The 25,844-nt window shown below is 38.1% G+C and carries 25 protein-coding genes; 2 read left to right on the top strand and 23 right to left on the bottom strand.

The window, feature by feature from the left end; genetic code table 11:
- The 18 genes from A6749_RS25880 to A6749_RS25970 all read right to left on the bottom strand — a co-directional run bounded on the left by A6749_RS25880 (nucleotide 1) and on the right by A6749_RS25970 (nucleotide 18,652).
- Complete coding sequence (locus A6749_RS25880; protein WP_066399513.1) at nucleotides 1-2,043, bottom strand: hydantoinase/oxoprolinase family protein; 2,043 nt, start codon at nucleotides 2,041-2,043, stop codon at nucleotides 1-3.
- A gap of 41 nt (nucleotides 2,044-2,084) precedes the next feature.
- Nucleotides 2,085-2,630: a helix-turn-helix domain-containing protein gene (locus A6749_RS25885; protein WP_066399516.1), complete on the bottom strand. Its 546-nt coding sequence runs from the start codon at nucleotides 2,628-2,630 to the stop codon at nucleotides 2,085-2,087.
- Nucleotides 2,631-3,150: 520 nt separating this feature from the next.
- On the bottom strand, nucleotides 3,151-3,591 hold the full coding sequence (locus A6749_RS25890) for a CoxG family protein (RefSeq protein WP_066399518.1): 441 nt from the start codon (nucleotides 3,589-3,591) through the stop codon (nucleotides 3,151-3,153).
- A 296-nt stretch (nucleotides 3,592-3,887) separates the two neighbouring features.
- Entirely contained in the window at nucleotides 3,888-4,364 is a 477-nt protein-coding gene (locus tag A6749_RS25895) for a GNAT family N-acetyltransferase (RefSeq protein WP_066399520.1), read from the bottom strand.
- Between the two features lie 116 nt (nucleotides 4,365-4,480).
- Nucleotides 4,481-4,972: a DinB family protein gene (locus A6749_RS25900; RefSeq protein WP_066399522.1), complete on the bottom strand. Its 492-nt coding sequence runs from the start codon at nucleotides 4,970-4,972 to the stop codon at nucleotides 4,481-4,483.
- Nucleotides 4,973-5,178: 206 nt separating this feature from the next.
- The gene (locus A6749_RS25905; RefSeq protein WP_066399525.1) at nucleotides 5,179-5,694 is read right to left on the bottom strand and encodes a YusW family protein; all 516 of its coding nucleotides are present in this window, start codon (nucleotides 5,692-5,694) and stop codon (nucleotides 5,179-5,181) included.
- A 227-nt stretch (nucleotides 5,695-5,921) separates the two neighbouring features.
- Nucleotides 5,922-6,515, bottom strand: a complete 594-nt coding sequence (locus tag A6749_RS25910) for a TetR/AcrR family transcriptional regulator (protein WP_066399526.1) — start codon at nucleotides 6,513-6,515, stop codon at nucleotides 5,922-5,924.
- 72 nt (nucleotides 6,516-6,587) lie between these two features.
- Nucleotides 6,588-7,622 (bottom strand): alpha/beta fold hydrolase, encoded by a 1,035-nt coding sequence (locus A6749_RS25915; protein ID WP_066399528.1) that lies wholly within the window; start codon nucleotides 7,620-7,622, stop codon nucleotides 6,588-6,590.
- Nucleotides 7,623-7,920: 298 nt separating this feature from the next.
- The gene (locus tag A6749_RS25920; protein ID WP_066399531.1) at nucleotides 7,921-9,702 is read right to left on the bottom strand and encodes a glycoside hydrolase family 3 protein; all 1,782 of its coding nucleotides are present in this window, start codon (nucleotides 9,700-9,702) and stop codon (nucleotides 7,921-7,923) included.
- A 17-nt stretch (nucleotides 9,703-9,719) separates the two neighbouring features.
- Nucleotides 9,720-10,592, bottom strand: coding sequence for an endonuclease/exonuclease/phosphatase family protein (locus tag A6749_RS25925; protein WP_236719739.1), 873 nt, complete (start codon nucleotides 10,590-10,592; stop codon nucleotides 9,720-9,722).
- A gap of 788 nt (nucleotides 10,593-11,380) precedes the next feature.
- Nucleotides 11,381-11,776, bottom strand: coding sequence for a VOC family protein (locus tag A6749_RS25935; protein WP_066399537.1), 396 nt, complete (start codon nucleotides 11,774-11,776; stop codon nucleotides 11,381-11,383).
- Nucleotides 11,777-12,014: 238 nt separating this feature from the next.
- Nucleotides 12,015-12,827: a DUF899 domain-containing protein gene (locus A6749_RS25940; RefSeq protein WP_066399540.1), complete on the bottom strand. Its 813-nt coding sequence runs from the start codon at nucleotides 12,825-12,827 to the stop codon at nucleotides 12,015-12,017.
- Between the two features lie 413 nt (nucleotides 12,828-13,240).
- On the bottom strand, nucleotides 13,241-13,633 hold the full coding sequence (locus A6749_RS25945; protein WP_066399547.1) for a hypothetical protein: 393 nt from the start codon (nucleotides 13,631-13,633) through the stop codon (nucleotides 13,241-13,243).
- Nucleotides 13,634-13,951: 318 nt separating this feature from the next.
- On the bottom strand, nucleotides 13,952-14,389 hold the full coding sequence (locus A6749_RS25950; protein ID WP_066401206.1) for a GNAT family N-acetyltransferase: 438 nt from the start codon (nucleotides 14,387-14,389) through the stop codon (nucleotides 13,952-13,954).
- Between the two features lie 551 nt (nucleotides 14,390-14,940).
- Nucleotides 14,941-15,918: a DUF4822 domain-containing protein gene (locus tag A6749_RS25955; RefSeq protein WP_066399550.1), complete on the bottom strand. Its 978-nt coding sequence runs from the start codon at nucleotides 15,916-15,918 to the stop codon at nucleotides 14,941-14,943.
- 106 nt (nucleotides 15,919-16,024) lie between these two features.
- A complete protein-coding gene (locus A6749_RS25960) occupies nucleotides 16,025-16,735 on the bottom strand; it encodes an ankyrin repeat domain-containing protein (protein ID WP_169809870.1) in 711 nt (236 codons plus the stop codon).
- A gap of 118 nt (nucleotides 16,736-16,853) precedes the next feature.
- Nucleotides 16,854-17,315, bottom strand: a complete 462-nt coding sequence (locus A6749_RS25965) for a nucleoside deaminase (RefSeq protein ID WP_066399553.1) — start codon at nucleotides 17,313-17,315, stop codon at nucleotides 16,854-16,856.
- 44 nt (nucleotides 17,316-17,359) lie between these two features.
- Nucleotides 17,360-18,652, bottom strand: coding sequence for a purine/pyrimidine permease (locus tag A6749_RS25970; RefSeq protein ID WP_066399556.1), 1,293 nt, complete (start codon nucleotides 18,650-18,652; stop codon nucleotides 17,360-17,362).
- A 288-nt stretch (nucleotides 18,653-18,940) separates the two neighbouring features.
- On the opposite strand from A6749_RS25970, the gene A6749_RS25975 reads away from it, so the two are divergent.
- Nucleotides 18,941-19,840: a LysR family transcriptional regulator gene (locus A6749_RS25975; RefSeq protein ID WP_066399559.1), complete on the top strand. Its 900-nt coding sequence runs from the start codon at nucleotides 18,941-18,943 to the stop codon at nucleotides 19,838-19,840.
- 394 nt (nucleotides 19,841-20,234) lie between these two features.
- Here the strand turns inward: A6749_RS25975 and A6749_RS25980 are convergent, their stop codons facing one another.
- The 5 genes from A6749_RS25980 to A6749_RS26000 form a co-directional block, all read right to left on the bottom strand.
- On the bottom strand, nucleotides 20,235-20,681 hold the full coding sequence (locus A6749_RS25980; protein ID WP_066399563.1) for a hypothetical protein: 447 nt from the start codon (nucleotides 20,679-20,681) through the stop codon (nucleotides 20,235-20,237).
- A gap of 387 nt (nucleotides 20,682-21,068) precedes the next feature.
- Nucleotides 21,069-21,689 (bottom strand): DUF6518 family protein, encoded by a 621-nt coding sequence (locus A6749_RS25985; RefSeq protein WP_066399566.1) that lies wholly within the window; start codon nucleotides 21,687-21,689, stop codon nucleotides 21,069-21,071.
- Between the two features lie 407 nt (nucleotides 21,690-22,096).
- The gene (locus A6749_RS29315; RefSeq protein ID WP_153043046.1) at nucleotides 22,097-22,282 is read right to left on the bottom strand and encodes an NUDIX domain-containing protein; all 186 of its coding nucleotides are present in this window, start codon (nucleotides 22,280-22,282) and stop codon (nucleotides 22,097-22,099) included.
- Nucleotides 22,283-22,449: 167 nt separating this feature from the next.
- Nucleotides 22,450-23,316: an RNA polymerase sigma-70 factor gene (locus A6749_RS25995; protein ID WP_066399574.1), complete on the bottom strand. Its 867-nt coding sequence runs from the start codon at nucleotides 23,314-23,316 to the stop codon at nucleotides 22,450-22,452.
- Complete coding sequence (locus A6749_RS26000; protein ID WP_269085715.1) at nucleotides 23,307-24,611, bottom strand: phytoene desaturase family protein; 1,305 nt, start codon at nucleotides 24,609-24,611, stop codon at nucleotides 23,307-23,309. The genes A6749_RS25995 and A6749_RS26000 overlap by 10 nt, the downstream gene beginning before the upstream one ends.
- Nucleotides 24,612-24,830: 219 nt before the next feature.
- Here A6749_RS26000 and A6749_RS26005 point away from each other — a divergent pair, with 219 nt between their 5' ends.
- A complete protein-coding gene (locus tag A6749_RS26005; RefSeq protein ID WP_066401208.1) occupies nucleotides 24,831-25,694 on the top strand; it encodes an SDR family oxidoreductase in 864 nt (287 codons plus the stop codon).
- Nucleotides 25,695-25,844 lie beyond the last annotated feature (150 nt).

Genomic DNA, 25,844 nt, shown 5'->3' on the forward strand with positions numbered 1-25,844 from the left:
TCACTCCACCCCCGTGTCAATGATTAGATTTCCATATTCATCAACGGATAACAACTGACCTGGATACAGAACGGTCGAAGCAGTAGCTTCCTCTACAATAGCAGGACCTGAAACCTGAACTTCTTTGCCAAGTAAATGACGATGATAGACCTTTGTGTCCATCCAGCCATCTCCTTCAAAATAAACTGGACGGGTTTCTTTCAAAGCATCTTCCGCATTGCCGCTGAATTCTAATTTCTTCAACGTCGGTTTGACAACCTTTCCAAAGGCAGTTAAATGCAAGCTGACAATTTCAGTTGGTGTCCCTTCCAATTTAAAGGTAAAATTCTGTTCATGAAGATCACCAAAACGTTCCACAACTTCGGCGATAGTTTCAGTTGTCCATTCGCCATTTGGAACCGGTACCTTCACGGTATGCTCTTGTCCAAGATAGCGAACATCTGCAAATCTAGTGAACAATACCTTGCTTTCATCAAGTCCTTCCTCTTTAAATTGATTCAATGCCTGCTGTTCAAGTGAAGTCCATTCATGATTTAGTTCAGAAAGATCAACTTGATTGAGTCTTCTAATATAGGTCTGAATATAATCATGACGCAAATCGGTCATCAGCATTCCCCAAGCAGAGAAAACAGAAGAGGCAACCGGCACAATTACTTTCTTAACACCTAATTCTTTTGCTAATGCTGTAGCATGCATCGAACCGCCGCCGCCAAAAGCAACTAAGGAAAATTCGCGCGGATTATGACCTTTACGTATTGAAATTAGTTTTAAGGCATTTAACATGTTTGAATTGGCAATCCGAATGATACCTAAGGCAGCATCTTCTACTGACAAATTAAAGTGTTCAGCAACCTTTCCCTTTACCGCAGCCTTTACTTTTTCCAAGTCAACTTTGTAATCAAAATTCTCAGGAGAAAGACGACCTGTAATTAAGTTTGCATCAGTAGTAGTAGGTTCTGTCCCACCCTGTCCATATGCAACAGGTCCAGGCAGGGCACCAGCTGATTGAGGTCCAACCTTTAAAGAACCAGCTCCATCAATCCAGGCAATAGAACCGCCGCCATTCCCAATTTCTACAATGTCAACGACTGGAACCTTAATTGGATAACCAGCATTCCTTTCATTTCGTTCAATAAAATAGTCAGTTGAAACCTTAACTTCTCCTTTATTTATGAGAGAACACTTCGCTGTTGTACCACCGATATCGAAGGCAATGATATTTTCCTCGCCAATGATTTCACCTAACACAGCAGCTCCATAAATTCCTGCTACAGGACCGGATTCAACCATATTAATCGGGGTTTGCTTGGCGCTATTAAAGGTAGTTGTTCCACCGTTTGACTGCATAATATAATTTTGGCTGTCAGTCTCATTTTCAAGGAGTTTTGCATGCAAACGATCAACATATGAGGCTGCGATTGGTTTTACATAAGAATTAAACACCGTTGTACTTGTCCGCTCATATTCCCGCCATTCTTTCGTGACTTCGTGAGAGGCAGTAACAGCAACTTCCGGCCAGACCTCATTAATTAGTTCCTTCGTTTCGATTTCATGCACAGGGTTTACATAGGAATGCAAATAGGAAATCGCAATGGCCTCTACTTCTTCTTTTTGAAAATAAGCGACAATCTCTTTTACTTGTGCTTTATTTAACTGCGCCAAAACCTCACCTTTATAGTTAAGACGCTCTTCAACTTCCTGGCGCAAATAGCGCTCTACAAATGGTACAGGTTTTTGGTAGCGAATATTAAACAAATCAGGACGGTTCCCTCGTCCAATCTCAAGAACATCACGGAATCCTTTCGTGGTAATTAAACCTGTCTTTACTCCTTTTCTTTCCGTTAAAGCATTAATAATGACAGTTGTCCCATGAATAAATGTTTGGATAGCGGCTTGATCAATTCCACTTTTTTCAATTACATCGATCACACCTTTTTCAAAATTGGGAGGCGTGGTATGGCTCTTAGCCACTCCGATTTCACCATTCTCATTGACATACACTAAATCTGTGAATGTTCCGCCAATGTCTGTAGCTACTCGCATGTAAACTCCACCTTTCTATAGGTTTGATATATTAATTTCAGTTAAAAAATAACTGGTGTTAACACCGATAAAATAATCGATTCACTATTAGTTGGATTTTCTAATGAATGAGGACAAGTGGATGGAAAATGAATCGATTCGCCTTCACGAACGACATACTCCTTCCCTTCAATGTAAAAAATAAGTAATCCTTTCAAAACATAGTGGTACTCTTCCCCTGAATGACCAAAATGTTGTGATTGTTTTTGCTGGGGAGGAATCTTAACCAAAATTGGTTCCATTGTTCTCCCGGCAAATACACCATTTAATCTTACATAAGTAAATTCAGAACCTTTTAACTGAAATGGTTTTTGTTCATCCATTTTGACCACATAATGTTCCTGCTGCTTTTCCTCTTCGAAAAATTCAGTTATTTTCACATTTAATGCATCTGCAATTTTTTTTAAGGAAGTAATAGCTAAGGAGGTCGCCCCTCTTTCTACTTGTGATAAGAAACTAATCGAGAGGTCTGTTCTTTCACTAAGCTCTTTCAAGGTATAACCCCTTAAAAGCCGTAGCTCCTTTATCTTTTTGTAAATTTCATCCATGTCAAACTCCTTTATTGTATTACTATAAAATTCTACCTTTACTAAAATTTATTTTAGTATTACTGTAATTGAATTTATAATAACAGATTGTTTTATAAATTTAAAGAATATTTTTAAGATTTATTCCATTTAGTTATTTTAATCTGAAATTTAATGAAATCTTATGAAAGGCAGTATATGGGTAATTAAACGTGATATTTGAGGAGAATTAATAAAGCTAAAAAAGTCAGTCACCGCTGATTAATAATTTCATACAGCTGAAACTGACCTAATAGATAATATTTATCTGGCGGCAGGTCCTATAACGGGAAAAGAAGCCTAATAAGCCAAAGTTGAGGCTCTTTTATATGTAGGATTAAGTATGTTAGAGGTATGTATATATCAATCTAGTTACCATAAACGATGTTTTTGGCTTATGAAAAGGATCTTCTCGTGTTGAAGATCCTTTTATGTTACTAAGGTTTCCGATATCTTTTAAAGATATTCCGTAAACAGCCTTATAATTTGCGGTATTTAAAAACTATGAGAATACTGCAATTTTACGTGCGATCGATTCTGTTAAACGCGATGCTACTTTAGGAACAGCCCATTTAATAATGGGTGTTAACACCGCCCCCGATAATCCGCCTGCACGGACTTCCACCTTACAAGTCATTGTTGTTTTACCATTAACTTCTTCTGCCGTAAAGTGACCGCTTCCTGTAAAATTATCGGATAAACCTTTTAGTTCAAACTTAATATTTGAAGGTTCATTCCATTCGGTAATATCTACCTGCGCTTGTACTGTTTTTTTAATACCTTTCACATTGCCTTCAAATGTCCAGATAGATTGCTTGTCATTTATGATTTCATGTTCTTTATAGGCTGGTACTGTCGTTGCCCATTTTTCAAGATCACTGACATAATCCCAAACTGCTTGAACATCTACTGGAATTTCTACTGTATGGATTCCGGTTGCCATTATGATACCCACTTTCACTATGTATGAATTGTAAATTTATATTTCTACTAAATATAATTATTACATAAAAGACATAAACTTACATCCCTAATTATACATAGCTTTCATTCTACTACTAACTTATTATTTGAAGAACAGAAATTTACCAATCCTCTACACTGTGGCCCGATTGCTGAAGATTAAGATATAGAATTCATTAATTTGGATAAGAAAAAGGCCCAATATGGCAGCTGGTTCTTAAAATATACCCCTAGTAGTTTAAAATGAAAAAATTTCACTATGTGTAACATTTCAATTTAACTGGCAAACTCTTGGGTTATTCTTTTTCCTTTCTCTACTCGTTCGGTAAATCGTCCATCTGTGTATTCTTTTATTACATTTCTCCAAAATAATTGTGCTTGTTCATTTTTTTCCATTTGGAAAACTTCCCAATTGCCCTTGTGTAAACGAAATATCTCACTTGCAACAGATTTACCCAGGCCCGTTCTACGGTACTTTTTCATAATAAAGAATTCTGCAATTGAAAAATATGATTTAGTTTCTGTTTTTATCCATTTAACTAAGACAAAACCTGCGTATTTTCCTTTGAACCTCACTAAATATGGGAAGTGATTATCTTCTGTCCAATAATCGTTTAAAGGATATTCACCAAATCTCCCATTTTCTTCAACATGTGCTTCAATAAACTCAGAAAAGTCATAAATGTAGAATTGCATGAGGTTCGAAAGTATTTCTATATTCTCCAAACTCGCTTTTATAATCTCGTAATCCATCAATAATACCTTCCTTATTCGTATCTAATGTGTATAAATCTTCTTCATAACAATCATAAGAGCACATTTCTGGCTAAGAAATGCTCCTTATAGCGGAACAAATGTAAGCTGCCTTATTAATCTCCTTTTATATTAGTTTTCCAGCTTTTTTGTAGTTTCCGAATGGAAACGATTTGTCCAATGTGGTAGGCGTTATGCGTCGACAAATTTCCTAGAACGGCCCACCACTTTGCGGTCTCTGGGAAACCATTCACATCATTTTCTACCTTTTCCTCAGTCAAAAGGTCTTGCCATTGCAGCAGTATTGTTAAGAGGCTCTTTTTTAAGTCATCAAACGATTTATTTTCTGTAATAATAAAGCTTTCATTATTGTCACTTATGGGCGTAACAGCATTTACATGAGATTTTTTGTATCTCTTTTGCCAAGTTTCATTCCAATAAAGAAGATGTTGTACAATTTCCGCAATACTATTGCTTTCATCATTAGGTTTCCAAAACGCTTCTTCCTCTGATAAGTCGGCAACCGATTCCGAAAACGGCACATACCAGCTAGGGTCGTTCGCATTTGCTAACAATTGATCTGCCAAAACATCTTTTGCGTGAGCCATACTAATCACACTCCTCTAATTATAAATTTCCTATTTCGACGCCGTTCTGAATTCTCCTGCATTATTCCGTTAAATGGGCCTTTAATAAAAAAGACGCGTTCCTAACGAGCCCGTTTGTTGAAGATCGTTTCTTAAATAGAGCTTAGGGAAGATCTGAAGTCTGATAAAAAAACAACCAAGGAACTTTTTCCTCGGCTGTCTCTTATTTAATCCACATATTTCAATTTAGTGCCATCATGGAAGATGATTTCCAACTCGAATCGATTATAGTCTGCAGGGAGGTCAAATGAGTTTAGAATTTGATGGATCGTATCCTTTTTGTTCGTGTCTTTAGAAATAGTCAGTTGTTTAACTTTTGAATAAATACTGTCGAATGCAGCTTTCCCGCTAAGGTGTTCATTATTTATATCATCATCAACTTCTCCTCCAATAAAACCTGAGTTGTCGTGATTAATCTCCGCTTCATACTCTTTTTGCTCGCCATAAGATACCTCTAAATCAATTTCACTGAAATCCAATTTTTCCAGTTGCGACTTCATTTCATATTGATCTTGTGTATTTTGGAGATGATTGGAATAATTAACATTGGTTGTTTTACCAATATTATTCTGTGCAATATTTTTTTGATTTGTATTATTATCTGTTTCATTTGTTTGGTCGCCACAAGCGGTTAATAAGGCGATACAAAATACAGATAAGAAGATAAACAAAATTCGTTTCATTTTTCGCCTCCGTATCGTCTTTCCTCCTTAGCAATCTGCATATTAAGAGGATGTCCAAAATTTCAGGAAAAATGACTAACGAATCATTTCTTCACTTCTTTTTACCTTCTCGTTTAGTTAATTCTCATAATTTTATATTTAGATAATGGCCATTTCATGCAAAAAAGCGCAGTTCCATCCTCTGAAAATGCGCCGATAATTAAATATCAAATGAAATTCTTTGGGAATTATTTTGTCAAAATGCGCATTAACACATCAACATCTGGTAACCCATACTCTTCATCCATCTCTTCTTGAGTAAGAAGACTGTTGATGATGGTAAAATACCATGACAATATCCTTCGGGGTTCGCCTGGCGAAAATTCACCCGATTGCTGACCTTTAACGAAGATAGGGATTATTGGTTCAATCAGAACATTTGTTGAAACTCCTTCAAAGATCTGTGTGACCTTTTCGGGAACATCATCAGCCTTGCGGGCACGTTCCATTAACATAAAGGCATGAATATTGTCCTCATCAAGTATGTTTATCGTTAATGTTCTAATTTGTTCAAAAGGTGTTCCCGGTAAAAACCCAACATTCTCGAGTTCACTTCTTGCTTCTTCCATCAATTCTTGGACGAGAGTGATGAAAAGCTCTTCTTTAGAATTGAAATAACGGTAAATTAATCCTTCACTAATGCTTGCTTCCTTAGCAATCATGCTCGTTTTCGTGCCAGTATATCCTCTGCGGGCAAACATTTTAAGCGCGGCTTGTTTGATCTGCTCCCTGCGTTCGTCACGGATTTGATCAAGCTGCTGCTGTCTGTTTAATGGAGACACCCTTCCAACCTCCGGATCTATAAAATGTCATATTCATTATATCATTAATATAGAGAAATTTTGCTTTTATCATTAGATGATAGACGTTGAGACCAGTGGACATACTCTATTGATCAATTCCTCAAGAAACTGATTAGGTCGGGCAAAACACGCAAGGTGGCCAGCATTTTTGATGAGAACAAACTCCTTATGAGGGGCTTCAATCTCATCGTAATAAGCTCTAGCCAGTTCAGTTGGGGTGATAATATCATGATCTCCGTGAAAAATAAAAACCGGCAGCTCAAATTTACCGTATTTTTTAAAATCAAAGTTTATTAATTCATCAAATAGATGGTCTAGGGAATAACTCATCCCTTTAAAAATATCCATCAAATCACGTATTTTATGTTCCGGAGAAGAGAGCATTGAGGGCAAAAATAAGTCTGTAATCATATTGGGGACATCCTTAATAGTTTTAACGATAAGTCGATTCTTTTTGTCAAAATCTTTACGATTCCATTGAGCTTGATCAAATCCCATTTTCTCAAGTAGCTGTACACCCTTCGAAATACCTGCCTCGCGGAAAGCGTTGACTGATAATGTATACAAAAGATTTTGTGAATCTGGGGCATTCTGATCTGTGCCGACATAGGCATAAAAAAGATCTGGCCTTAGCTTTGCCATCATGATTCCGATAAGACTGCCCACAGAGCTTCCAATAAGAATCACCTTTTGATGACCGAGTTTATCACGCAAATATTCTGCAGCCTCTATCCCATCCTTCACGAGACGGTCGAAAGTGATGACACCACTGCCCTCTTTACCGTTTTTGCCAAAAGTCTTTCCTGCTCCACGCTGATCCCACTGAACAACATTGAAGTGCTTCTCCCATGAACGCAACAACGGACTGAAGATGGAATAGGTCGAAGCCGGACCGCCATGAATCAATAACAAAACAGGGTTGTTCCGATTCTCTCCACGAATCGTGATCCACTGATTGATACCGCCAATCTTAACGTAACAGCCTTCAACGATGCTATTAGCTGTGCTGATTTGAAGTTCTTTGGCATTCTTTCTCTGATTTCTCTTACGTAGAACGATTTCTCGCAGGATATTCGTTTGGCTCATTCCAACATGCCCTCTTTCCTTTTCAGATGAGTGAGCAACTTACTCATTATAAGAATGGAACATTTTCCTGAAATTGTCAATAAGGAATGTTCATCAATACACCAGGGAAATTTCTTCATAGATTTCGCCCCCCAGATCTGAACAGTAGTCTTTATGCAGCTCACCGAATATATTTCAGCGGCTATTATTAGACGATATAGACTTTTCTATTAGATTTAATAAAATGGGAAGCTCATTATTCCCTAATCCTAACGAAAAAAAGCTGAAGACTCCATACAGAGCCTTCAGCTTTTATAGATTAATAGGATAATCCATCACCGAATTTGGCTACTCCCGGAATGGTTACCGGAAGCTTTCCGGATGGATTGACTTCACCCGCCAGCACTCTGGCCAAGGCATTTACTGATACGTCACGGTCTCCATAGGTTGCTAGATAGGCATTCACATTTGGAAAGGACATTAAATCATATGGGTTGCGGATCGCCGCGACAATGATTGGCTTGCCGGTTCCCTGCAACGCCTTTACCAGGTTTTGCTGTGCCGCATTCGTATTGGCGGTATACGTGGTCACAATGATTTTGTCGGCCTGCTGAGCTGACGCTACAGCACTGTTTATTTGTGCAGCAGTCGGTGAAGCGGCGGTTGCATAAATACTTGTATTAAACCCTTTATTTTTAAGCAGTTCGGAAAGCATGCCCGGTTTACCTGTTGATGGTCCGGTGATAAAAATCTTGTCCGTATTTTTCAATGGAAGCAGATTGTTTTCATTTTTTACTAGTGTAATGCTTTTATTGGCAATTTCATCTGCAGCTGCTAAATGTTGGGCTGTTCCGATATTGCTAATGGCGGAGACAGGTGTATAAGGATTATCGAATAACCCTCGCTTAAATTTATACTCGAGAATTCGGTAGACGGATTCATCGATGCGCTTTTCCGAGATTTCTCCGCTTTGGGCAGCGGCCAGCATTCCATTATAGGCAGCCTCCACATTCGGCGGGTTTAGGAGAATATCAGCACCAGCCTTGAATGCTTCGACTGCCACCCGGTCTGCAGGTACGACATTCGCACCCGACATCCCAAGGCTGTCGGTAATAATCAAGCCTTTAAACCCAAGCTCACTGCGAAGCAAATCAGTAAGAATCGGCTTTGAAAGTGTCGCAGGAAGACCGGATGGGTCGAGTGCTGGAACAACGATATGGGCCGTCATAATCGCATCGATACCTGCGTCAATTGCTGCTTTAAACGGTTTTAAATCAACTTTATGAAGTGTTTCTAAATCATGAGTTATGATTGGCAGGCCATAATGGGAATCGACAGCTGTATCACCATGTCCCGGAAAATGCTTAGCAGTGGCAATCAATTTATTGTCTTGATATGCCCCTACTTGAGCGACTGTTAATTCTGAAACCAAGCCGGGATCTTCACCAAAGGAACGAACCCCGATAACCGGATTGGCCGGATTTACGTTGACATCAGCCACCGGTGCAAAATTCATATTCACGCCAATCCCTTTTAATTCCGTAGCTAAAATAGCGGCAGAATCAGCGGCGAATTGGGAGGAACGAGTCGCTCCAAGAGCCATATTCCCCGGAAACACCGTTCCAGGGTTTACCAGGCGCTGTACAATCCCGCCTTCCTGGTCGGTCGAGACAAACAGCGGGATTGGCATCCGCTGGTCCATTGCGATTTTTTGAATCCCGTTCGAAAGGGTGTTAGTCTGTGTGGCATCGAGTGGAGTCAACACATTATCCGTCCAATTAAAATAAATGACACCACCGACATGGTATTTTTCAATCACTTCTTTAAAGTTTTTCCCGCCGCGATTTCCATTTAGATTGGTTGCTTCATAATTTGGATCTGTCGGTGTTTTTCCATAGACATGGACAATGAACAACTGGCCGATCTTCTCTTCAAGTGTCATATGCTGAAGTTTGCTTTGAATCCAGCCGTTCTTGGCTTCCCCTTCTTTCCAGCCCGGTTTTGTTGGATCCTGCCAGCCGGTGGCTCCTGCGGAAAAGGGCAGGCATAAACATAATAGCGAGATGATGGCAACGATTGAAAACAAGCGATTCTTTTTCATCAAAATTCCCTCCTTATTTATGGCTGATTTCCGCGAATTAATGTGAGCTCCGCGATGACAGGACGATGGTCGGATGCAAGTGTTTCAATAACTTTAGCAGATTTTACGCCGATGTTTGGTGTTGGCATTATATAATCAATTCTGCTGTTTGGCGCTAGCGCTGGGTAAGTATATCCAGGTTCGTCGTTCGTTAGGGCCCAGGCATCAGTGAATTGCTCAAAGAGCGGCTGAAGCTCAGGGGCCTTGGAGCCAGCGTTCATGTCACCTGCCAAAATGCTGTATTCATGCTGCCCCGTATATTGCAGCATATCGGCTACTTGCATTTTCCTAACGGTGGGATCCGAACGGTAGTCCAAGTGCGTGACATAAAACCAAACCTTCGCACCCTTTACATTAATCAGCGTTTCAAGAAATCCCGGTGCAGGTTTTGGAACCGGATTGGGCTCCTGCGTTGATAGTCTCGTAATATCACGATTATTGGCTTCGATAATCGGGTATTTACTTAACACCGCCACGCCAAATTCGCGGCGAGGCTCCCCCTCATTTAAAGGATCCAGGCTGTAGATTGGTGTGAAGAAATAGTTCATGTCAAGCTCATTAGCCAATATTTCAATATCGTTTTCAAATAAGCTCCGGGCTCCCCAATGAACATCCACTTCCTGGAGAGCAATGATTTCCGCTCCGGATTGGCGGATTGCTTCGGCAGTTCGTTGAATATTATACTTTCCATCGGACCCAGCCCCTGCTTGAATATTATAGGTCATCACCTTTACATCCACCGTACGTCCCGGCGCCGATTCCCCCATGGCATAGCTCGCTGAACTATATAAAAATGTAAAAGAAGTCAAAAATACAAAGAAAAGCCAAAACTTTTTACCGGCCCAATTCATAGAGAGACAGCCTCCTATTCTGTAATTTTAAATTCTTATAAATAAAAGATTGTTGAAAAACTACTAATTGTGTGATCCGAGAAGTGAAAGATAAGGAGAATATATGTTGAAAAAAATCTAAGGAGTATCCAAATACGGGAGCAGCATCGCTAAAAACTATTAACTATATTAATTGAAAATTCCCTCCTTTTTCCAAAGTGTAGCGTTCAATCCAAAAGTACCAAATTAAATGTATAGTTGTCTATATAACAATAGAACCAAAATAAATATTCACCAATCAGACGCATAGTCCATTTTACCCGCAAAAAAAGATAGCCGATGAACTTATTTCTTCGGCGTTGTTGGGTCTTTTCATCTTCTTTTAATTGATCTATAATCGTGATTGTATTAACCAAATGGTTATTAAAGATTTGTCTGGCCATGATGCTACGCACTCTTGCCCTAATAAAAATATGAGTGCTTATTCTTGTTTGAGGAAAGCGGCCTTTCTAAAGGTATATTCCTCTTATATAATTAGCTTACTTCTTGATACTAAATGGTTCTAACAAAAATAGACTGCTAAAACTATCTATCGTTGTTCAATTATTGCGCCTGTGAGGTAATAAAATTTTTCAGTACATTTTTGGGTATTTTAGATATGGTTTCCTTATAAAATTGATCCCTCCTGATATGTAAGATTCAGGAGGGATTTTGTAAATATTTGATTGTGTGATAGCTCTACTGTCTTTTAAAGTTTGATGATTATCTACCTATGTTTTTCTTCAATAATCGCACCCGATTGTTGATTACTAAGGTGCTACAAGTTCAACTTTTATTCTGTCTGGATCCTCAAAGTAAACAGCGTAATGATTATCTCCACCTGCAAAAGGATGCTGGTCTTTATAAAGGATAGTTATTCCTTTCTCTTCTAATTTCTTTGTAATATCATCTACATGTTGTCGTGAATCTGCGTAAAATGCTAAATGATTAAGACCTACCCTGCATCTATGATATGGGACATTTAAAAACCGTTCTTCCGTTTGTACAAAAACTATGTATGTATCTCCAATTTTCCAACTTTGTCCACTTTCCCATTCCTGAAAAGAGCTGTATCCTAGTTCTTCTAGAAACCAGCCCCAAAAATCAATCGACTTACTTAAGTTAGATACGTATATTTCAATATGATGAAGTAGCCCCTTTGCCAACAATACTCCTCCATTACATAAATCGTTGTTATTTTTATCAAGTCTTTTCTAAGAAAAATGAAAGCACCTTCAACCAGGCACTACTCTTTACTAAGGAATAGCGCCTGGTTGTTTGATACTGATTAATTTATTTTTACTTGGTTTTATTGCAGAACTTTTTAAATATCCTTGTTCTAGGATTGCGCCAGTTTCTTAAACATTTGTTAACTAATATTTATATATAGATGAACTACATTGGTTACAAATCGCTCTTTTTTGAATGGCAACAAGAATCCGATTCAAAGGAGTGTTCATATTCGTCATGACGACGAAGCCATGTCTTACCGTTCCCGTCACTGCGTCCTGGGGGCTGTTCCCATTCCTCCTGCCTGCCAAGAGCTGTTAAATCGAGGTAGTTGAACATGCCAATTATCAGGTCAGTTCCACGGGCGTAAGTCGTATACGTGTGAAAAATTCTTTCACCATCGCGAAGAAAGGCACTCACGCCAGGGACTTCCATTGACGGAACGGAATCAAGGGGTACGCCCTTCTGTAGAAGCTCAACCTTGGTCATATAGTTGTATTCAATCGGAGCGACGGATTCGTCAAGCGTAGCATGAAAATCATAGTTAAAGTCGCTATTGAAGGAGGAGTACCAGGGAATGCTCCACCCCATACGTTCTTTATAGCGTTGGAGCTTAGGTAATGGAGCACGGGATATCAAGGCCAGTGACGTGTTTCGTGCATGGAGGTGGGCGAGATGGCCAATGTTGTCCGCAGCAAGCGAGCAAGCCGGGCAACCTGCTTCCCATTCAGGATCGAACATGAAGTGATGCACAATAAGTTGAGGACGTCCTTCAAACAGTTCAAGCAGACTGGTCTTACCATGCGGACCATCAAAGACATAATCCTTAATAATCTCTACCATTGGAAGTCGACGGCGCTCGGCATTCAGCGCATCCCGTGCCCTAGTGAATTCCTTCTCTTTCGCCAGCAGTTCCTTACGAGCCACAAGCCATTCGTCTCGTGACACGACATTTGGTAGTTGCAGATGATTTTGCGTTTTTTTCATATAGTCTTCTCCCTTCTCCTTTAAAAAACTGTTTTACTTTTTGTAGTAAAAAACCAAGAACGTTGTTTAGTGCTCATGCATTCTCACCCGCATCATGGCCTAATTTTACAAAAGGTAAGTAAAACGTTTCCCATATTATACCATGATATCATTACTATAATTATTACATTTACTTAAGATTCTTCCTCCATTATATGGCCCGATTGTTGAAAAATAGTAAATGACGATGGCTCAACTAAACTGACCATTCTTTGATCAACAAAAACAGCCGGCAATGGTTGCCAACTGTTCAAATAAGGCCCCTGTTAGTTATCCATACAGCAGAACTGCACCACAGAAAATGAAATTTAATTCGTTTTTCCATTGTAATATTAATAGTGACTATAAAGATTGGAATGTTACTTTTTTAAACCTCATTTCTCCCTTTTTACTAAATAACCTAATAAAAAATACAAGATACTTAAACATAGAATCAGAAATTCATACGTTGTTCCTAAGGCTTCTCTCGAAATAAAAAAAGTGAATAGAAGTACGACACCAATTAACATACAAAACCCAATGTAAACGTATCTCCATCCTTTAAATTTGATTCCTAAACAACCAGCTCCTGTTATTACACTACTTAAGCCTATGCTAAATAAAATTACTATAGTGAACTGATCTCTGGCTGTTGTCTCCATTTCGGAACCAAGAGCTTTCCCTAAAGATGTACCTAGTAAATATAGGAGTCCGTACCCCAAGGTAGCTATTATCATTATTGTCCCTAAAATCATTCCAATCGTTTTAGACATTTTATATTTACCCATGTCTTCGCCCCCTTAGTATCGATATCATTGCCTCGAAATCACAATTACTTTAAGGCGTAGCTAAAATACAAATCACTCAATGTATACCGTAATTTCCCTATAATTACTAGTAGAATCTGCCGAATAATTAATATAATTTTTTCACCATTCTTCAACTAAACTCCCGTTACTTTAAGTACATTTCTTCACAATATCTTCTTAATTTTACCATAACACCAAAACTGTGATGCTCCACAATCTTGCCCGATTCATTAAGAAGAGCGCATTTCTTGCTCTAGAAATACGCCCTTTAGCTGAAGATATTATCAATGCTTTTCTTTATAACGGCAGGCTCATGGTAACTGTCCTAACATTAAAACCCATTTCTTCGTACAATTTAATAGCTTTATTTCCGGCAAAGGCACTGAGACGCACTTCAGTGTGTCCATATTGCTTTAAATGTTCAATAGCTGCTTTCATTAACTGTTTAGAGATTCCGTTGCCCCTGAATTCTTTCATAACAAATAGTTCATAAATAAATCCATTAAACTTATCAGTAAACTGGTCTTTACTTTCTCCCAAAAGTATCCAGCCCATTATCTTATCGCCTTCTACTGCAATTAAGTAATGACTTCCTTTACTTAGAAGTGGTTTAACTAGTTGATCAATTTTTTCATCAGTCGGTTTTACTTCGCCCAATGTACCATCAAAAACTGCTTCAGGGGAAAGCGCTAAAACCTTTTTAAGTTCCAAATCAGTCGGTTGTCGAATATCCATTAATTGAACCAGTCCTTTCAACGTCATCCTTTACCAGTTTATCATGAAATTCCAATAACGCCTCCAAAGGCAATGGTTGCATTCATTCTTATTTCTTGGTATTTTTCCAGGGATTCAAAAAGAAAGGTCACTTCTTAAAAACGGTAAAGAAAATTTTATTCATTAAAAAGTACTTATATACCTCATTATCAAAAATTGTTTCTGAAGTTTTCTTTGTTCAAAAGTTGGATTAATAATAAAATCAATATTAATCTTTAACAAAACATATAAAAAAAGTGCATGAAGACTGTAATCCATACACTTTCTTACTAGATTTTAAAATATTTTTTTATTCTTACAAAACTATTGTTTCGAAATGAACGTTTCAATTGCTTCTCTAACTTTTTTACCTGTTGCATGTTCCTTAACAATCTTCATGATGGAATGGTGGATTTTGTTAACGTCAGTTTTTGCTTTTCCATCCAGTTGATTTATTGTATTTGTTATAAGTAAATTTAACCATTCATCTACAATCTTGTTTTCTGCTTTTTGAAGATTTTCTGTTAAAAGTCCTATTTTAAATATTTAGTGAATTTTGGTTTAAGATCGCCTTTATAAGGTTCATGTTCAACGAATATATTTATGTCCTTGCCATCTTTGTCTTTACCTGTTCTTTTATACGTAAATTTATTTTTATTAAGTTCGGTAAGCTCAAGGGCGGCGCCATACTTATTATTTCCAATTGAAACATGGGCTCTTATCTTATTTCCATGTACAACATCGAAGAAGCCATAATCACCACGGCTTTTACCTGTTTCAGCATTGAAAAACTCATATTTATTTGTCTTATCATTAAATTTTGCTAGACTTATAAAATTTGAATTATATTTTGTTACATCATTGCCGTTTTCATCTAATACCTTTGTTCCGTTCCAAAGGGTGCTACTTAATATTTTATCTCCATCAACGGTATTAACAATAACTCCTGTTGTAGTGTCCAACTGCTTGTCCGGATCAGTAAAAGACAGCTCTTTTTCTTTATATGGAACATGTTCAACGAATACCTCTACTTCGTTGCCATTAGCATCTTTGCCCATTCTTTTATAAGTAAAAACATCTTTCTTTAGTTTTGTTATGTCAACAACAGCTTGGTAATTCATTGATTCTGAAATTAATATTCTCTTCTTCCCATCATTGGTGATAAAGAAAGTTCCTTTATCGCCACGACTTTTACCAGTTTTTGCATCAAAAAATTCATATCTTCCTGAATTCCCATCATATTTCGCAAGACCAATGAAGTTTGCATTCTCTTTTGTTAAGTCATTATGGTCTTTGTCATACACTCTTGTACCTTGCCAATTAATGCTACTAAGAATGTTAGCCATTTCCTGACCCTTGGTTAACTTATTTTCCTTTTTAGTCTCTTTAACTACTTGTTCTTGCTTCTGTTTACTATGATTTTCTTGGGCGTTTGCACCAGCACTGTACCCTGTTAATACTAATGTGAATCCGAGTAGTATTGATGATATTGATTTTGCTTTTTTGTTCATTTTTATCGTCTCCTCATTTTATGATTGCAGTGAATTTACATTATTGTCTATTATTTATAGTGTAGTAATGTTTCATTTATACTGATTGGAAGCTTATACAATCTGGCTATTTTGCCCCTGCTTTTAACAATATTTTTTCAATCTCTTTAAAGCCTTTTTTCCGTGCATGTTGTAAGGGAGTCACCTTATTAGTGTCTGGAATATTCACATCCGCCCCATGTTCTATCAGCAATTGCACCGTTTGCTGCTGCTTATCGTCTCCATCATTCAAAATAATCGCTTCTAATAAAGCTGTCCAACCAAGATTATTGATATGATTCACATCAATATCCGTATGGGTGAGAAGTTCTTTTATTACATCCACATATCCATGTTCGGAAGCAGGGATTAAAGCAGTTCCTCCATACCGGTTTGTAATCGCCGGGTCGGCCCCTGCTTCAATCGTAAGTTTTAGAATATCTATATATCCTTCTGCACCAGCATACAGGAAGGGATTGTTTTTCATATTATCCCTAATGTTCACATCCGCCCCTGCCTTGATAAGTACATTTACGGTTTTTACATCATTGTTATAGGTCGCAATCATAGTGGCGGTCCTTCCTTTTGAGTCCTGTACGTTGATATTCGCCCCTTTCTGAATGAGTATGCTTACAGTATCTGCCTGTCTATCTTCTGCTGCTTGAAGCAACTGTTTATTTAATCCTTCGCTCACGATTTCCTTCTCCTTTTCTTGTTTTTTTGGTTCTTCGCTAATGTTTGACATACACCCTTGAAGCAAGAGAATACATCCTATAAATGCCATCATCCACTTCCACATAAAATATTCCTCTCTATTCTAATATTGTTGTTGCTCTGCTCTTTTTACATGAGGAGTGAAATGTTGTTATATTCTGCGACTTTTTCTCTCGGAAAACACGTTCCGCTAAATATATAATTTATTTATTCTTTTCTCTCCAAAGAGCAAAAGGATTCTTTTCATGATGATTTTTATCCAGCTTTATTAATTTAAGGTCTCGTTGTTCATTTGGAAGAGCTATTTGCTGATAAACGTATTTCGTTCCTAATCCAATTTGTTCTTCCTCTTGCGCAGTATAGGAATAATAAACATGTTTAAGGTTCGCCCAGTAAATAGCACTTAAACACATCGGGCACGGCTCCCCGCTTGCGTATAGTTCACAGTCGGAAAGGTCAGATGTACCAAGAGTGCGACAACCCTGACGGATAGCTAGAAGTTCAGCATGGGCAGTGGGGTCGTGTGTTTCAAGAACATCATTTACTCCCTTTGCAACAATCTCACCATCTTTAACAATCACTGCACCAAATGGTTTTCCATTTTTGTTTTTGGTATTGTCGTAAGCTAACTCGATTGCCAATTTCATGTATTCTTCATGACTCATATAAAAACACTCCTTGAACAATTAAATATTTAAAATGATCTTCTTCACGCATGTTTTTTTGTTTTCCATAGTTGTTCCATCACAATTACAATGATCGTACCAACAATGAGACCATTGCTTAAAATATATTGGAGAATAGTAGGAAGCCCCTGAAAAATCCCTTTAGGAAGAAACATTAACCCCATACCGATTAGCAATGTGATTCCTAATATAGTTAGCCGGCGTTGGTCTAATTCGTCTTTCAAAAGGGATTGAAAGGAGATCCCAATCATTTGGACAAAGGATGCTAAACTTGCGGCACAAGCTATTGGGCCGGGAAGCATAGCTAAGAAGTTAACGATTGCCGGTACAAAGGCTATACCTGCTAATGCTAAACTTGCTATTAGGAAAGGCATTATTCGTTTTTGCCCGGTTAATCGGATAAAACCCGCCGATACTGGCAATGGGACAATTCCTATTGTCGAAAAAACGGCTGAAATAATATGTGTAATACCACCTGCGCAACTGGCGCGGTTAATGGTTTGTTTTTCAGGTTTTCCTGATTCTGGAACCACTTCTTTAACAGCCGTAACGGCCGCTATTGTATTAGAAACTAAAATAAACGTAAATATAATTGATGTTATAATCATTCCAGCATTTAACTGCGGAGGCCCCCATGCAAAAATGTCTGGTAATTTAATAAAAGAAACCGGTGTGGAAATCGTATGGGGGGTTTTTCCAAATAAGAAATATAGAAACCATCCAAATAAAATTCCTAACAGTACGGAATAACTTTTCATCCATCCTTTTCCTTTAATTGATAGTACGATCACTAGAACAAATACGCCAAATGAAATTGCTGCTATTTCATAGTCTAGTGTGGACTGACCTTGTATTCCGAGCATTCCCTCTAAAAAAACACCACTAAGTTGAAGAGTTAGAATCAAAAGAAAAGAGCCAGTAACTAAAGGAGTGAACAAAAACAGCAGCCGATTAACCAGGCCGGTTATGCCAAGAATAAAAAGTAAAAATCCTGTTACTAGCAAGCCACCTTCTAAAAGTTGTAATGTTTCTTTCGTACTTTCCTCCTGCTGAATTGCCATACTCGCTAAAATGACAAATATACTGACCCATGAACCTGCAGGTCCGTCAGCGATTGGATAGCGATGTCCGAGCCATCCTTGTATAAAAGAGCTAATACCTACCACAAAAAAAGTTCGTTGCATCAAACTGGATATTTCCTCTATAGATAAATGAAATACTCCCCCAATTACGATCGGTAATGCCACAGAAGTGGCCAGCAGGAAAAAGAACCATTGAAATATGCTTAAACCGCTGTAAAAACGTTGTTGCTCCATATTGTTTCACCTTCATTTAAAAATGTTTATTTTTTTTAATTAGCAATAGAAATAGTTCTAATTGGCTTAAAATAAAGTTCTTCCGCGAGAAAAGCTCCTATTAATCTATCTCGATGTTCTAGCAAACGCGCAAAATTTTTTTGCTTAAAAATGCATCGCGGTTTAAAGCACGTTGCGAGAAATTTCTTTTCATCTAAAATTATGATATCTTAGTACGTAGTATATGGAAAATATAAAAAAAATTAATTTTACTTAAGTTTTTCATATAATAAGGGGGCTTTTTCGCTGATGGATATTAGACAACTACGATATTTCATAGCAATTGTAGAAGAAAGAAAAATTTCTGCTGCCGCTGAAAGACTTCATATCTCCCAGCCACCGCTAAGCCAGCAACTGAAAGCAATGGAAGATGAATTAGGAACGAAATTAATAGAGAGGCATGGAAAATTTTTAGGAGTAACGGAAGCAGGAAAAGCCTTGTATAAGTATGCCCTTCAAATGACTCAGTTAATGGAAGAAGCCAGAATGGAGGTAAAGGAAGTCGGTAACGGGCTAAGCGGAGGACTGACGATAGGTATCAATACTTTTTCTGTAGTGGGTTTACCTAAGTTACTTCACCAATTTCACAAAGAATATCCTAAGGTTACTTATAAAATTCATCAAAATGAGTCAACTCATCTTTGCCAATTAGTAAGAGACCGGATTGTTGAGCTGGCGATTATACGATTGCCGCTCGAGTTAGATGATTTTTCAACTATCCATCTTTATACAGAACCTTTTTACTTTATTACTTCAAATAAAAAGCAGCCTTTTAATCATCAGGTTATGCTTGCTGACATTCAAAACCGCCCTCTAATTTTACCGAGTACTGAAGGTTTGGGGGTTTATTATATGATTTTGGAAGCATTTTCGAAAGCTCAACTACATCCGAACATTATTGCCGAGTGCTCTGATATCTCCCTTTTATTAGAGTTAGTCGCTTGTCAATTTGGAGAAGCTATTGTTCCGGAAACCGTCATTAAACAATATAAAAACTACAATATCCAGGCTTTCAAAATTTCAGATAAAGAGATATCTGCCAATACGGGCTTAATATGGCTGAAGGATCATTATCTATCAAAAACCGCTCAAAACTTTACTCAACAGTTAACCGAATACCTCCAGCAAAATACGGATATACAGCATTAAGGATATTTAAGTATTTAAAATCCCAATCTCTCAATTATGACATTGAGAGATTGGGATTTATTTATTCGACTATATGGCTCTAAAATGAAAACGGAAAACCTTATTTTAACTTCCCCCTTTACCTTTTAAGTAATAAAGATCAAAATATTTTGGTTAATTATAAAAAGCGATACCAGTAATCGACATCACTATCGAATGTGAGAATAAAATTAAACTTCTATTTTATTTAATACCATAGGACACTCCATAAATAATCGTAATGCCTTAAGTATAATTTGTGTGGAACAAATGCTTATTTCAGCGTGTCAAAAATCAAATTATTAAACGGTTGAAAGGCTGAGAAGTGCATAATAAAAGACCTCAATTAGAGGTCAAAAATGAATAGATTACTAAATTATTGTTGATTTTTAGACTTATTATTTCGCAATATGACTCCGACTATAATAAGTGCAATTATTATAACAGCAGATAGGAAATAGAGGTTAGAGATTACATTCATTATGTGAAAAGGTGCTTTATGAACATAAACAGCCTTTACCCACTGGTTTTCTTCTTTTACTGCAATTGCATTGGAAGTTGATGTCCCTTTTATTTCATAATATTTTGTTCCTTTAGAATAAAAGTTTGAAGCATCTCCGTAATAATTTCCATTCATATCATTTGGTTGGGTCTTTACTTCCCCTATGATTTTACCAATCTCGCTGTTTTGGATAATTTCTTCTTGTTTAACTTCATAAACCTTTCCTTTCCAAACAACAAAAGGATAAGCCCAAGATAATGCTTGAACTGAGGAAGAAATCATAAATATAAGTAAAAGCGATAACGATACTATTCTTTTCATAAGTACCCCCAACGGTTAACCATTTAACCTTATCATATCGGAAAATTCTAGAAATAGTAAACCAATCTAAAAACAACAATCTTTTAGAAACAGCCTTTAATAATTTATTCTATTCTTAACAACAAAGGGTCTGTATTAAGACACTTTTTTTATCAATAACCTTAAAAATAAATATGTTTAGCCTTTCTAAAGCCTGAGGACTAAATTTGACATCATATCTTCTATTTCTCCTTTAACACCCCCCTATTTAGCTTAATTCCGATATTGAAAAAGGACTGCCAAAACAGTCCGTTTTTTGTAAAACTTAAGCGCCCGATTGTGAGTAACATTAATACAGTTTATGACCCAAAATTACATGTATTTCGGCTGAACCCCTTATAATGATGCTTAACTCCGCTTAGTTGGCTGAAAACGGACGATTATAAGAATAAACAGTATGACTCCAAAAACTGCTTCGACCAACCAGACCATAGGATAATCAACATAGTAGGTAAAACTGTAGGTAAAACCTGAAAAAAAACGAACATATATTAACCCAAAGCACGGTTCGAGTACAAACAGTGTTGCTGTAAATACCAAAATCATATTGGATCTCTTTTGATGAAGAAATCCTCCTAATATTCCAAAGATCGGACCACTCAGGCAAGCGAGAATAAAGTAGATCTTTCCGGATCTCAAGGTTGCAAGAAAATCGGCGACCCATGGATACGGACTAAGTTCAGGGTGTGGTCCGATGTCAAGGACGAAAATGTTGGCAAAATAGAAACCAAAAAGTCCAATCAACGAGGCTCCCAAGCCAACTAAAGCCGATTGGATAACTCGATGTCTTGTCGAAATGGCAGCAGCAACGAACGGTAATATCATCCAGGGAGCACTCGAGTTACCGATAGCCATTCTTATACCACTACCGTTTCCCTTGAACACCGCCATCAATATCCCGAATACCATGGCCATCACTAAAACAATGGATAGTCTAAGAGATTTCATCAGCACATTATTACGAGTCATTACTGTCTACTCACTTCCTTTGCAAAAATTCTGACCCCTATTTTGATTTAGAACATTTTAAATTAATCAATGCTGAATTATTGTTTAAGTACGACTTTTCTCAAAAACCAATTCTAACAATAATATAAATATTCAATTTTCCATGGGTTTCCTCCTCCATTATATGGCCCTTTACATAAAAAAAGACTCTATCGTTATTCTGGATAAGTGCCCTTTAATAGAATAACGGAATCTAGATAAACCGACATGAAACAGTTTGTTTTTCTGGAACTATTTAGAGGAGGATATACCAATTTAAATAAAATGTTTCTCAATAATTTTCTTTGCTCTTTCATCAAGTTAGGAGGGTAATTGATTAATAGAGAAATATTTCAAATCCAAAATTTCACTTTTTATCCATAGTTAAATTACCACTTAACCCCCTCCGCTAAGAAAATACATATAATGTTATAGACTTCATCGCCATTAGGATATTTAAAATAAAGGTCCTTTCCAGAAAAAATATCGACAAACCTAAAATTCTTAACTTTTAAGCCTGTTTCTTCAAAGAGTTCACGTTTAGCAGTTTGCTCCAAACTTTCTCTAAGCTCCATTGCTCCACCTATTCGGAAACAGGGTGTAAACGATCCTAGTAATATAGGTCGTTTTAAACAAAAAAGAATCCATTGTAATTCCTTTTTATAAATGGATTCTTTTCCTTTTAATACGGTTCTTAACAAGAAATCTAACTTTCCCTTGGAACTGCAGCATTGGCCCCCTTCTATGGCAAATGCCGTAGTTTGTCAGGATTGCCAACAATATAGATGTTCTGTATTCGATCGCGATTAAAGGCGAAGGAATAGACATACTTCAGGTCATCATCCGTTGCTAAGATCAGCCCTGGTATTCCGTTGATGGAAGCAAAGGAGAAGGTGAGCTTCCCTTCGTATTTTTTCAACAGTTTTTTTAGCAATTGGATGACACGGGCAGCGCCGAAAATAGGCACCCTTGCTGTTGGTACTTTACCGCCGCCATCCGCGTACATGGCAATATCTTCGCTGACAAGCTCCAATATTTGCGTAATATCTCCATTTATGAAGCTTTGGACAAACTCTTTGATTTTTGATTCCATAATCGAAACAGATGGCTGTTGTTCAGGGCTAAAATCCATGCTTTTCTTGATGCGGTGGAAAATTTGCCGGCAATTCGCACTGCTCTTGTCAAGAATTTCTGCGATTTCATCATAGGAGTAGTGAAAAACCTCGCGAAGCAAAAAGACGGCTCGTTCGTTGGCATTGAGCTGCTGCAGCAATAGTAAATAGGCTGTGGAGATAGACTCTTGTTGTAACAAGGCCTGTGAAGGGTCGTTTGTCGAGTTCTCTTTTTCCAGTAATGGTTCCGGCAGCCACGGTCCGACATAGACCTCGCGTTTTTTTGCGGATGACCGTATTAAATCAAGACACCGATTGGTGACAATCTTGCAAAGATAGGCTCTTTTGTTTTCAATCGTTTCGCGGTTAGGGAGCTGGTTAAAGGCAATAAATGCTTCTTGGACAATATCCTCCGAATCCATGACGCTGCCCAACATACGATAGGCTAAAGAAAAAAGAAGAGGCTGATAGGTTTTATACAGTGTTTCTACACACATAATTCGATATCCTTTCTTGCTTTCGTTAGCTGTGAAACTGCACGTTTCGCACTGGCCACAGATGCGTCCACGAGCAGCTCTCCATGCGATGCCCAATCACCGGCAACATAAAGACCATCAATTTCAGGAACAGCAGGACCCGGATTCTCGTTTCGATTTAGATGAGGAAAATCATGAATCACCGTCATTTTGGGCAGATACTGACGGGCAGTCAAGTGATTTCGCCAACCGGGTTGAGCGATATCTAATACCTGTTCCAACTCTCTTTCATCCTGTTCCGGGTCCGTTTGTGGGCCCTGATATTTGAAAAGCGAAACTACTTGTGTTTCATCGTCGCTTAGGATGGCTGGGCGTGGTTTTCCGTCACGTGAATGGTTGGAAAGTAAAATGGGTTGATCGATGCCGTAAATAAATTGGTGTTTAGGCTTGGGAAGCTGGCGTAATCCAACATCGAGACAGGCGACAGTAACAGCGAGCGCTTGCTTTTTCCATGTGTTAAGTGCAGTTAGCTCTGCATGTGGGACTAGTTTGTGAGAAATGGTGGGCGGCGTTGTCAGAATAACATTTGTTGCTTCTATTTTACTGCCATCGGCACATAAAATCGATCGGACTTTTTGCTCATTAAGTTCGATAGAAGCTACTTTGCATTTGGTGACTATTTTTACCCCCAGCCGAACAGCATGCTCATGAAGCTCTTCCACGAGCGACCCCCAGCCTTTATCCAGATAGAATGCCCCATGCAATGCATGCTGCAGATGCTTTAAGGCTGGACCGGCTGTGTGTAAATCAGGTGCAGCCACATAGGTAACGGTTCGAAGCAACGCATAAAACAAGTTACGCAGCATCGGATCCTGTAATTCCGTTTCAATCCAATCCCGGATGCTGATATGATTCCAGATGCTCGTGTCCATTTTTCCCAATTTTATAAACCATTTTGCAAATTCGAGCTTTCCTCCCCAAGTCAGAAGCGGACTTTTCATGAGGGAGGTAACGTTCATTGGCATGGTCAGTAATTGATTTTTCCATAGCCCGTAAGCATCTGCAGATGGTGAGGACCCTTCTAAACGTAATCCAAGTTCGCGAAATGTTTTATACGCTTCCCCATTATACAGGGCATGACCGCCTATATTAAAATACACACCCTGCTTTTTATTGGTAATGCCCCTTCCTCCCAACCGCTCGTTTTGTTCCAGCACAATCGTCTTTTTCCCTGCCTTTGCCGCATATATCGCAGCGGTTAAACCCGCAATTCCTCCGCCTACAATCGCCACATCATATTTTGTCAATGTCATCACCCTTTTTGATTGTTTACAAACATAACGGGTGAGCGGATGATTTTGTGACAAAAACAGGTAAAAGTTTTTTGAAGGTTATTCTCTCCTTGAAAAAGAAAATGAAAAGGAGAAGGGATATCCTCCGAAGTTGAAAAAGTACTACAAAAATTATATAAAGGATATATTTCCTTTATGAAAAACATAACTTATATCAAAAATTTAAATTCATTCAATAAGAAAATGCCGAGAGGAGTGTGTGTAATGGGTTTCCCGCCACAGCAACAAAGTAAACCTGGCATTGAATCATTAATGACACCCAGACCTATATTTGATAACCCCAATTACAAACCAGCCGGTAAACTTATGAATAAGGTAGCTCTTATTACTGGTGGGGATAGTGGGATTGGGAGAGCTGTTGCAGTCACTTTCGCGAAAGAAGGTGCAGACATTGCAATCTCATATTTAAATGAACACAGCGATGCAAAAGAAACGGAGTTCTATGTCAAAAAGTACGGCCGTCGTTGCATTACCATTTCAGGCGATATTGGGTATGAACAGCACTGCCAACAGGTTGTAATGCAAACCATTCACCAATTTGGCCGTATTGACATTCTGGTGAATAATGCCGGTGTAGTTTACATAAAGGACAGTCTACTTGATATAGATTCGAATCAACGAGCAAGTACTTTTCACACAAATGTTTTTTCGCAGTTTATTTTGACGAAAGCTGCTCTGCCCTACATGAATTCAGGGAGCTCCATAATAAATACAACATCCATTAGTGCCTATCTAGGAAATCAAGATTCAATTGACTACTCGGCATCAAAAGGAGCCATAGTTTCCTTTACACGTTCGCTATCATTGTCACTGGCATCACGAGGGATTCGAGTCAATGGTGTTTCCCCAGGGCCTATTTGGACTCCATTAATTCCATCTTCCTTACCTCCAGAACAGATTGCCACATTTGGAGACAATGTTCCTATGAAGCGAGCCGGTCAACCGTTTGAAGTGGCACCTGCTTATGTATTCTTGGCCTCCGAAGATGCATCTTACATATCAGGGCAAATTCTGCATGTGAATGGTGGAGAAATTGTAAACGGTTAAATATTCACAAAAATAATCTAGTTGTTTTTATTTAAACAGGGAATTTACCCCACACCTTTGGATGAGTCACTACTATCTTAGTTTTCATTCAAAGGCTTTAATTTTTCCACCTCCAACCATTATTTAACCGCTCAAAATACATAGTTCCTT

Origin of the sequence: Neobacillus mesonae (assembly GCF_001636315.1) — a bacterium.
In the GTDB taxonomy this organism is placed as follows: domain Bacteria; phylum Bacillota; class Bacilli; order Bacillales; family Cytobacillaceae; genus Neobacillus; species Neobacillus mesonae.

Bases quoted from the DNA above. Each gene is read 5' to 3' on its own strand.
- A6749_RS25900 (WP_066399522.1), bottom strand. From the start codon at position 4,972: ATGGCTCACGCAAAAGATGTTTTGGCAGATCAATTGTTAGCAAATGCG.
- A6749_RS29315 (WP_153043046.1), bottom strand. From the start codon at position 22,282: ATGGAGCTTAGAGAAAGTTTGGAGCAAACTGCTAAACGTGAACTCTTT.
- A6749_RS25955 (WP_066399550.1), bottom strand. From the start codon at position 15,918: ATGAACAAAAAAGCAAAATCAATATCATCAATACTACTCGGATTCACA.
- A6749_RS25980 (WP_066399563.1), bottom strand. From the start codon at position 20,681: ATGAAAAGAATAGTATCGTTATCGCTTTTACTTATATTTATGATTTCT.
- A6749_RS25950 (WP_066401206.1), bottom strand. From the start codon at position 14,389: ATGGATATTCGACAACCGACTGATTTGGAACTTAAAAAGGTTTTAGCG.
- A6749_RS25885 (WP_066399516.1), bottom strand. From the start codon at position 2,630: ATGGATGAAATTTACAAAAAGATAAAGGAGCTACGGCTTTTAAGGGGT.
- A6749_RS25895 (WP_066399520.1), bottom strand. From the start codon at position 4,364: ATGGATTACGAGATTATAAAAGCGAGTTTGGAGAATATAGAAATACTT.
- A6749_RS25940 (WP_066399540.1), bottom strand. From the start codon at position 12,827: ATGAAAAAAACGCAAAATCATCTGCAACTACCAAATGTCGTGTCACGA.
- A6749_RS25890 (WP_066399518.1), bottom strand. From the start codon at position 3,591: ATGGCAACCGGAATCCATACAGTAGAAATTCCAGTAGATGTTCAAGCA.
- A6749_RS25925 (WP_236719739.1), bottom strand. From the start codon at position 10,592: ATGAATTGGGCCGGTAAAAAGTTTTGGCTTTTCTTTGTATTTTTGACT.
- A6749_RS25945 (WP_066399547.1), bottom strand. From the start codon at position 13,633: ATGGGTAAATATAAAATGTCTAAAACGATTGGAATGATTTTAGGGACA.
- A6749_RS25970 (WP_066399556.1), bottom strand. From the start codon at position 18,652: ATGGAGCAACAACGTTTTTACAGCGGTTTAAGCATATTTCAATGGTTC.
- A6749_RS25915 (WP_066399528.1), bottom strand. From the start codon at position 7,622: ATGAGCCAAACGAATATCCTGCGAGAAATCGTTCTACGTAAGAGAAAT.
- A6749_RS25995 (WP_066399574.1), bottom strand. From the start codon at position 23,316: ATGTGTGTAGAAACACTGTATAAAACCTATCAGCCTCTTCTTTTTTCT.
- A6749_RS25975 (WP_066399559.1), top strand. From the start codon at position 18,941: ATGGATATTAGACAACTACGATATTTCATAGCAATTGTAGAAGAAAGA.
- A6749_RS25920 (WP_066399531.1), bottom strand. From the start codon at position 9,702: ATGAAAAAGAATCGCTTGTTTTCAATCGTTGCCATCATCTCGCTATTA.
- A6749_RS25880 (WP_066399513.1), bottom strand. From the start codon at position 2,043: ATGCGAGTAGCTACAGACATTGGCGGAACATTCACAGATTTAGTGTAT.
- A6749_RS25905 (WP_066399525.1), bottom strand. From the start codon at position 5,694: ATGAAACGAATTTTGTTTATCTTCTTATCTGTATTTTGTATCGCCTTA.
- A6749_RS25985 (WP_066399566.1), bottom strand. From the start codon at position 21,689: ATGACTCGTAATAATGTGCTGATGAAATCTCTTAGACTATCCATTGTT.
- A6749_RS26005 (WP_066401208.1), top strand. From the start codon at position 24,831: ATGCCGAGAGGAGTGTGTGTAATGGGTTTCCCGCCACAGCAACAAAGT.
- A6749_RS25965 (WP_066399553.1), bottom strand. From the start codon at position 17,315: ATGAGTCATGAAGAATACATGAAATTGGCAATCGAGTTAGCTTACGAC.
- A6749_RS25960 (WP_169809870.1), bottom strand. From the start codon at position 16,735: ATGTGGAAGTGGATGATGGCATTTATAGGATGTATTCTCTTGCTTCAA.